Source organism: Cereibacter changlensis JA139 (assembly GCF_003034985.1).
Classification (GTDB): domain Bacteria; phylum Pseudomonadota; class Alphaproteobacteria; order Rhodobacterales; family Rhodobacteraceae; genus Cereibacter; species Cereibacter changlensis.
Genome location: NZ_PZKG01000146.1, coordinates 1 through 8,581, shown reverse-complemented (window position 1 = coordinate 8,581; position 8,581 = coordinate 1). Strand labels below are relative to the sequence as shown.

The 8,581-nt window shown below is 70.5% G+C and carries 7 protein-coding genes and 1 pseudogene; all 8 read left to right on the top strand.

The window, feature by feature from the left end; all coding sequences use genetic code 11:
* A partial coding sequence (locus C5F48_RS19785; RefSeq protein WP_258186539.1) for a penicillin-binding transpeptidase domain-containing protein occupies positions 1-295 on the top strand: 295 nt, incomplete at its 5' end.
* Positions 296-306: 11 nt separating this feature from the next.
* On the top strand, positions 307-1,794 hold the full coding sequence (locus tag C5F48_RS19780) for a UDP-N-acetylmuramoyl-L-alanyl-D-glutamate--2,6-diaminopimelate ligase (protein WP_107665526.1): 1,488 nt from the start codon (positions 307-309) through the stop codon (positions 1,792-1,794).
* Positions 1,795-1,864: 70 nt separating this feature from the next.
* Positions 1,865-3,310 carry a UDP-N-acetylmuramoyl-tripeptide--D-alanyl-D-alanine ligase gene (locus C5F48_RS19775; RefSeq protein ID WP_107665525.1) on the top strand — a complete coding sequence of 482 codons (1,446 nt, stop codon included), beginning with the start codon at positions 1,865-1,867 and terminating at the stop codon, positions 3,308-3,310.
* The gene (gene mraY, locus C5F48_RS19770) at positions 3,311-4,393 is read left to right on the top strand and encodes a phospho-N-acetylmuramoyl-pentapeptide-transferase (RefSeq protein WP_107665524.1); all 1,083 of its coding nucleotides are present in this window, start codon (positions 3,311-3,313) and stop codon (positions 4,391-4,393) included.
* An 89-nt stretch (positions 4,394-4,482) separates the two neighbouring features.
* A complete protein-coding gene (locus C5F48_RS19765) occupies positions 4,483-5,088 on the top strand; it encodes a BON domain-containing protein (RefSeq protein WP_107665523.1) in 606 nt (201 codons plus the stop codon).
* Between the two features lie 209 nt (positions 5,089-5,297).
* Positions 5,298-6,694, top strand: a pseudogene (gene murD, locus C5F48_RS19760) (UDP-N-acetylmuramoyl-L-alanine--D-glutamate ligase).
* A 271-nt stretch (positions 6,695-6,965) separates the two neighbouring features.
* The gene (locus tag C5F48_RS19755; protein WP_107665522.1) at positions 6,966-8,132 is read left to right on the top strand and encodes a peptidoglycan glycosyltransferase FtsW; all 1,167 of its coding nucleotides are present in this window, start codon (positions 6,966-6,968) and stop codon (positions 8,130-8,132) included.
* Between the two features lies 1 nt (position 8,133).
* On the top strand, positions 8,134-8,581 hold a 448-nt coding region (locus tag C5F48_RS19750; RefSeq protein WP_181247738.1), incomplete at its 3' end, for a glycosyltransferase.

Genomic DNA, 8,581 nt, shown 5'->3' with positions numbered 1-8,581 from the left:
CGAGGTGGCGGGCAAGACCGGCACCGCCGACAAGCCCAAGCCCTCGGGCGGCTACTGGAACGACAAAGTGATCAACACCTTCGCCTCGACCTTCCCGGCCTCGGATCCGAAGTACGTGCTGATCCTGACCCTCGACGAGCCGGTGGAAACCACGGGCCCGAAGCCGCGCCGCACCGCCGGCTGGACCTCGGTGCCGGTCGCCGCCGAGGTGATCCGTCGCGTCGCGCCGCTCCTCGGCCTCCGGCCCGAGGTTGAAGCCACCCCGATGGATGAGCTAGTAGCGGTCCGCAACTGACAGGGCAGAACATGGCGGATCAGGCAGGAACTCTCGGGGCGCTCGGCCTGACACCGACCGGCGTCAAACGGGCGCAGACCCGCATCACCGGGCTGGCGGTCGATAGCCGCCAGGTGAAGGACGGCTATCTCTTCGCAGCGCTGCCCGGCAGCCAGACCCATGGCGCGGGCTTCATCCAATACGCCCTGCGTCAGGGCGCGGCGGCCATCCTGACCGATGCGGCGGGCGCGGCGCTGGCGCGCGAAGTGCTGGCGCAATCCGACGCCGCGCTGGTGATCGCCGAGGACCCGCGGCAGGCCCTGGCCTATGCCGCGGCGCTCTGGTTCCGCGACCAGCCCGCCACCATGGTCGCGGTCACCGGCACCAACGGCAAGACCTCGGTCGCCACCTTCACCCGTCAGATCTGGCAGGCCCTGGGCCATGCGGCGATCAACCTCGGCACCACCGGGGTGGAAGGCGCCTGGACCGCGCCCTGCAGCCACACCACGCCTGAGCCGATCACCCTGCACCGCCTGCTCTCCGAGGCCGCCCATGCCGGCGTGACCCATGCGGCGATGGAGGCCTCGTCGCACGGGCTGGAGCAGCGCCGGCTCGACGGGGTGAACCTCGCCGCGGCGGGCTTCACCAATTTCACCCAGGACCATCTCGACTACCACGCCAGTTTCGAGGCCTATTTCGCCGCCAAGGCCGGGCTCTTCACCCGGGTGCTGCCCGATGAGGGCATCGCGGTGCTGAACCTCAACGACCCGCGCGGGGTGGAGCTGGCCGCCAGCGCCGACGCCCGCGGCCAGCAGGTGATCGGCGTCGGCCACGGCCCCGAAGCCGACCTGCGGCTCCTGTCGCAGCGTTTCGACTCCACGGGGCAGGACCTGCGCTTCCAGTGGTATGGCAAGATCCACATGGTTCGGCTGAACCTGATCGGCGGCTTCCAGGCCGAGAACGCGGCGCTGGCCGCCGGCCTCGCCATCGCCTCGGGCGACGATCCCGACCGGGTCTTCGCCACCCTGCCGCAGCTGACGGGCGTGCGCGGCCGCATGCAGCTCGCCGCCACGCGGCAGAACGGCGCCTCGGTCTTCGTCGATTACGCCCACACCCCCGACGCGCTGGCCACCGCGCTCAAGGCGCTGCGCCCGCATGTCATGGGCCGCATCGTCGTCGTCTTCGGCGCGGGCGGCGACCGCGACCGCGGCAAGCGCCCGCTGATGGGCCGCGCCGCGCTGGAAAACGCCGACGTGCTCTATGTCACCGACGACAACCCCCGCTCGGAAGACCCCGCCAGCATCCGCGCCGCCATCCTCGAGGCCTGCCCCGAGGCGCATGAGGTCGGTGACCGCGCCGAGGCCATCCTGCGCGGCGTCGACGCGCTGACCCCGGGCGACGCCCTGCTGATCGCCGGCAAGGGCCACGAGACCGGCCAGGTGATCGGCGGCGACATCTACCCCTTCGACGACGTCGAACAGGCCAGCGTCGCCGCCGCCGCCCTGGACGGCCTGATATGACCGCAGCGCCCTCCCTTCTTTCCGGCCGGAACCGTCCCGGCGTCCTCGTCCCCGCCACGAAAGCCCTCTGATGCCCGCCCTCTGGACCTCCGAAGACGCCGCCGCGGCCACCGGCGGTCGCTCCGCCGCCGTCTGGCAGGCCACCGGCGTGTCGATCGACACCCGCAGCCTGCAGCCGGGTGATCTCTTCGTCGCGCTGAAGGACCAGCGCGACGCGCATGACTTCGTCGTCCAGGCGCTGGAGAAGGGGGCCGCCGCCGCTCTCGTCTCGCGCATCCCCGAGGGCCTGCCCGAGGACGCGCCGCTGCTGGTCGTCCCCGACGTGCTGCAGGCGCTGGAGGCGCTCGGTCGCGCCGCCCGCGCCCGGACCGGCGCGAAGGTGATCGGCGTCACCGGCTCGGTCGGCAAGACCTCGACCAAGGAGATGCTGCGCGCCGTGCTGCAGGGCCAGGGCCGGGTCCATGCCGCCGAGGCGAGCTACAACAACCATTGGGGCGTGCCGCTGACGCTGGCGCGGATGCCCGCCGACAGCGATTTCGCGGTGATCGAGATCGGCATGAACCACCCCGGCGAGATCGGCCCGCTGGCCCGGCTGGCCCGGCCGCATATCGCGCTGATCACCACCATCGCCGCCGCCCATCTGGAGGCCTTCGAGGACACCAGCGGCATTGCCGAGGAGAAGGCCGCGATCATGGACGGGCTGGAGCCCGGCGGCATCGCCATCCTGCCCGCCGATCTCGACGTGACGCCGCTGCTGGTCGGCCGGGCCGAGCAGGCCGGCGCCCGCACCCTGCTCTTCGGCACCTCTGCCGCCGCGCCCTACCGGCTGATCGGCGTGCAGCTGACCCCCGAGGCCACCATCGTCCGCGCCACCCGCGCCGGCGAGCCCCTGCTCTACAAGGTCCGCACCCCGGGCCGGCATTTCGCCACCAACGCGCTGGCCGTGCTTGCCGCCGCCGACGCGCTGGGGCTCGATCCCATCATCGCCGCCTGCGACATCGGCCAGTGGTCGCCACCCGCCGGCCGCGGCACCCGCGAGCGCATCCTGATCGACGCGGTGGAAGACGACGCCTTCGAGCTGATCGACGACGCCTTCAACGCCAACCCGGCCTCGATGGCGGCGAGCCTCGAGCTCCTGGCGGCGATGCAGCCCACCGACAACGTCGGCCGCATCTCCTCCGGCCGCCGCATCGCGATCCTCGGCGACATGCTGGAGCTGGGCCGGACCGAGCTCGCGCTGCACCGCGCCATCGCCGACCACCCGGCGCTCTCCTCCATCGCGGTGATCCACTGCGTCGGCCCGCGCATGCGGGTGCTGTGGGAGGCGCTGCCCAAGCGCCAGCGCGGCGACTGGGCCGAGACCGCCGCCGAGCTCTTGGGCCGGGTGCATCTCTTCGTCGACGCCGGCGACATCGTGCTGGTGAAGGGCTCGAAAAGCATGAAGGTCAGCCTGCTGGTTGACGCCCTGCGCAAACTGGGCAAAGCCAGCCCGTCAACGATCCGAGGGGACGAGTAGATGTTGTACCTCCTGACCAACTTCTCCGACGGGGGCGATGTCTTCAACCTGTTCCGCTACCTGACCTTCCGGGCGGGCGGCGCCTTCTTCACCGCGCTGATCTTCGGCTTCCTCTTCGGCCGGCCGCTGATCGACCTCCTGCGCCGCAAGCAGGGCAAGGGCCAGCCGATCCGCGACGACGGCCCGGCCACGCATTTCGCCAAGGCGGGCACCCCCACCATGGGCGGTCTGCTGATCCTCTCGGCGCTGCTCTTCTCGACCCTGCTCTGGGCGCGGCTCGACAACGGCTATGTCTGGATCGTGACGCTGGTCACCTTCGCCTTCGGCCTGATCGGCTTCGCCGACGACTACGCCAAGGTCACGAAGCAGAACACCAAGGGCGTCTCCGGCCGGGTGCGCATGCTCCTCGGCCTCGCCATCGCCGCGCTCGCCACCTTCGCCGCCACCTTCTTCCACCCGGCCGAGCTGACCAACCAGCTGGCCATGCCCTTCCTGAAGGACGTGCTCCTGAACCTCGGCGTCTTCTTCGTGCCCTTCGGCATGATCGTCATCGTCGGCGCCGCCAATGCGGTGAACCTGACCGACGGTCTCGACGGGCTGGCGATCATGCCGGTGATGATCGCGGGAGGCACGCTCGGGGTGATCGCCTATGTCGTCGGCAACGCCAATTACACCGACTATCTCGGCGTCCACTTCGTCCCCGGCACCGGCGAGCTTCTGGTCTTCACCGCGGCCCTCGTCGGCGGCGGGCTCGGCTTTCTCTGGTACAACGCCCCCCCCGCCGCCGTCTTCATGGGCGACACCGGCAGCCTCGCGCTCGGCGGCGCGCTCGGCGCCATCGCCGTCTGCACCAAGCACGAGATCGTGCTGGCCATCGTCGGCGGCCTCTTCGTGGTCGAGGCGATGTCGGTCATCATCCAGGTGCTCTATTTCAAGCGCACCGGCCGCCGCGTCTTCCTGATGGCGCCGATCCACCACCATTTTGAGAAGAAGGGCTGGGCCGAGCCGCAGATCGTCATCCGCTTCTGGATCATCTCGCTGATCCTCGCCCTGATCGGCCTCGCCACGCTGAAACTGCGCTGAGCGCGCGCAGGGCGGTCCCGCCAAGGGAACCGCCCGCACCGCCGCCGGGTTTCCTCTCCAACGGGCAGACAGCCGCGAAGGAGACGATCATGGCCGATCCGAAGACTGCGAAGACCCCCACCGCCAAGACCCCCACCGCCACGACCCACGAGACCGCCGAGCAGGGCGACCCGCGCGACCCCTATGCCACCGGCGACGCCGCACGCCCCGGCTCGGCCACCATGGTCGATGACGAACGCGCCGACGGCCCGGCCAGCAACGATGTCGAAGACACCGCCCGCACCGATCTCTCCGGCTTCGACGTCGAACTGCCGCCCGACGCCCGCGCCCCCGGCACCCACAACCCCGGCCTCTCCGACGAGAACGCCGCCGACGGCTGGCGCGAATATGACAGCGACACCGAATGGGCCGGCGACAGCCCCTATCCCGACGTGCCGGAAGACGACGACGCCGAGACCGAACCCTCCTCGGCCCGGGTGGAGGAGGGCGCCGACCTGATGCAGACCGCCACCACCCTGCTCGAGGAGGACGCGACCCTCGACATCGAGGATCTCTCGATCGAGCTGCGCGGCCAGACCCTGATCCTGCGCGGCAGCGCCGCGACCGAAGACGACCGCGAACGCGCCGAAGCCATCGTCAGCGCGCTCCCCGGCATCGCCAACGTCGACAACGAACTCGAAGTCGTCTCCGCCTGACACCCGGCATCCGACCGGCGCGCGGCTCCCCCCATTTTCTGTCGGAAAATATCCTCGGGGGTGAGCCGCGCAGCGGCGAGGGGGCAGACAGCCCCCTCCCTTTCTTTCTTCCTTCCTTTCCCTCCCTCCCTTCCCTCCGCCTCCCTCCCTTGCACCCGCCGCCCGCCCGCCGCATTGTCGCGCCCGACCAGATCGAAAGGGCGCGCAGCATGATTCCGGTGCAGGGCTACAGGGGCCGCAAGGTGGCCGTTCTCGGGCTGGGCCGCTCCGGCCTCGCCACCGCCCGGGCGCTTGCAGCGGGCGGCGCCGAACCGCTGGTCTGGGACGACAGCCCCGAGGCCCGGGCCAAGGCCGAGGCAGAAGGCTTCGCCCCGCATGACCTCAGCCGCGCCGGCGCCTTCGAGGGCATCGCCGCGCTGATCGTCAGCCCCGGCATCCCGCATCTCTACCCGGCGCCGAACCCGGTCATCGCCCGCGCCCTCGCCGAGGGCGTGCCGGTCGACAATGACATCGGCCTCTTCTTCCGCTCCTTCGCCACCCGCGACTGGGAGGCCTTCGAGCAATCTCCCCGGGTGATCTGCGTCACCGGCTCCAACGGCAAGAGCACCACTACGGCGCTGATCCACCATATCCTGAGCGAGGCCGGACGCCCGACGCAGATGGCGGGCAACATCGGCCGCGGCGTGCTCGATCTCGACCCGGCGCAGGAGGCCGAGGTGGTGGTGCTGGAGCTCTCCAGCTACCAGACCGATCTCGCCCGCGCGCTCACGCCGGATGTCGCGGTCTTCACCAATCTCTCGCCCGACCATCTCGACAGGCACGGCGGCATGGGCGGCTATTTCGCGGCCAAGCGCCGGCTCTTCGCCGAGGGCGGCCCCGACCGCGCGGTGATCGGCGTCGACGAGATGGAGGGCCGCTACCTCGCCACCCAGGTGGCCGAGGGGCCGGAGGACGACCGGGTGATCCGCATCTCCTCGGGCCAGAAGCTCGAGGGCTTCGGCTGGTCGGTCTTCGCCCGGCGCGGCTTTCTCGCCGAATGGCGCAAGGGCCGTCAGGTCGCCTCGATCGACCTGCGCGGCATCGCGGGCCTGCCCGGCGCGCATAATCACCAGAACGCCTGCGCCGCCTATGCCGCCGTCCGCACGCTCGGCCTCGCGCCGAAGCTGATCGAACAGGCGCTGGCCAGCTACCCCGGCCTGCCGCACCGCAGTCAGACCGTGGGCGAGCGGGACGGGTGCGTTTCGTGAACGATTCGAAGGCCACCAATGTCGACAGCGCCGCCAAGGCACTGCAGGCCTTTCCGAAGATCCGCTGGATCGCCGGGGGCCTCGGCAAGGACGGCGGCATCGCCGCGCTGCAGCCCTTCCTCGGCTCGGTGGTGAAGGCCTATCTCATCGGCCATTCCGCCCGCGACTTCGCCCTGCAGATCGGCGCCACGCCGCACGAGATCTGCGAGACGATGGAGCGCGCCGTCACCCGCGCCGCCGCCGAGGCCGAACCCGGCGAGGTCGTCCTCCTCGCCCCCGCGGCGGCGAGCTTCGACCAATACCCCAACTTCGAGAAACGCGGCGAGGATTTCACTGCGCGGGTGCAGGCGCTCGGCTGATCCCCCGAGGCCGGGGGCGCGATCCTTCTGCGAAGGATCGGGCGCCTCCCGGGACGCCGGCGCGCCATCGGCGGGAAGCCGCTCAGCCCGCCGCGCCGGAGCGGAACGCCCCGACCGGGCGCAGCCGAAAATCCTTCGCAGAAGGATTTTCCGCCCCCCGGCCGCGGCCGTCCCGGCCCGCCTTTCCACTGGCCAGACCGGGGGAGTTTCGCTAGACTTCTTCCCAGACCCGGACAACCGGGCGGATCGAGGCAGTGCAGGCGGTTTTCCCATGACAGAGATGGTCTATGGCTCCATGCCCATTCGGGTGACGGAGCCGGTTCTTCCCCGTTGGTGGCGCACCATCGACAAATGGTCGCTCACGTCGATCCTCGTGCTCTTCGGGGTCGGCCTGCTCCTCGGGCTCGCCGCCTCGGTGCCGCTGGCGACGCGCAACGGGCTCGAGCCCTTCTACTATGTCCAGCGTCAGGCCTTCTTCGGCGGGATGGCGATCATCGCCATGCTGGCCACCTCGATGATGACGCCCGACATGGTGCGCCGGCTCGGGGTCATCGGCTTTGTCGCCGCCTTCGCGGCCCTGGTGATGCTGCCCTTCTTCGGCACCGATTTCGGCAAGGGCGCCGTGCGCTGGTTCAGCCTCGGCTTTGCCTCCTTCCAGCCGTCCGAGTTCCTCAAGCCCGGCTTCGTCATCCTCGCCGCCTGGCTGATGGCCGCGAGCCAGGAGCTGAACGGCCCGCCGGGCAAGACCTTCTCGCTGATCGTGGCCACCATCATCGTGCTCTTCCTCGCCCTGCAGCCCGACTTCGGTCAGGCGGCGCTGGTGCTCTTTGCCTGGGGCGTCATGTATTTCGTCGCCGGGGCGCCGATCACGCTGATCGTCATCATCGGCGGCATCGTCGTCCTGGGCGGCACCTTCGCCTATGGCGCTTCCGAACACTTCGCCCGGCGGATCGACGGCTTCCTCACCCCCGACCTCGATCCGCGCACCCAGCTCGGCTATGCCGCCAACGCCATCCAGGAGGGCGGCTTCTTCGGGGTGGGCGTGGGCGAGGGGCAGGTGAAATGGTCGCTCCCCGACGCGCATACCGACTTCATCATCGCCGTCGCCGCCGAGGAATACGGGTTGATCCTCGTCCTGTGCATCATCGGCCTCTACGGCACGGTCACCGTGCGCAGCCTGTTCCGGCTGATGCGCGAGCGCGATCCCTTCATCCGGCTCGGCGGCACCGGGCTCGCCTGCATCTTCGGCGTGCAGGCGATGATCAACATGGGCGTGGCGGTGCGTCTCTTGCCCGCCAAGGGCATGACGCTGCCCTTCGTCAGCTACGGCGGCTCGTCGGTGATCGCGGCGGGCATCACGCTCGGCATGCTGCTCGCCTTCACCCGCTCGCGGCCGCAGGGGCAGATCGGGGATATCCTCTTCAAGCGGGGTCGCTGAGATGGGTCAGCGCGTCGGATCGGGGCCGCTGCTTCTGATCGCGGCGGGGGGGACCGGAGGACATATGTTCCCGGCGCAGGCTCTGGCCGAGGCCATGGTGCGGCGCGGCTGGCGGGTGAAGCTCTCGACCGATGCGCGCGGCGCCCGCTACGCCGGGGGCTTTCCCCATGTGGTGAAGGTGGAGGAGGTTGCCTCGGCCACCTTCGCGCGCGGCGGTCTCCTGGCCAAGGGGCTGGTGCCCCTGCGCATCGGCGGCGGGGTGATGGCGGCGGTGGGACAGTTCCTGCGCGACCGGCCTGCGGTGGTGGTCGGCTTCGGCGGCTACCCTTCGATCCCGGCGCTGGCGGCGGCGACGCTGTTGCGCCTGCCGCGGATGATCCACGAACAGAACGGCGTCTTGGGCAAGGTGAACACCGCCTTCGCCCGCCGGGTGCAGGCCGTGGCCTGCG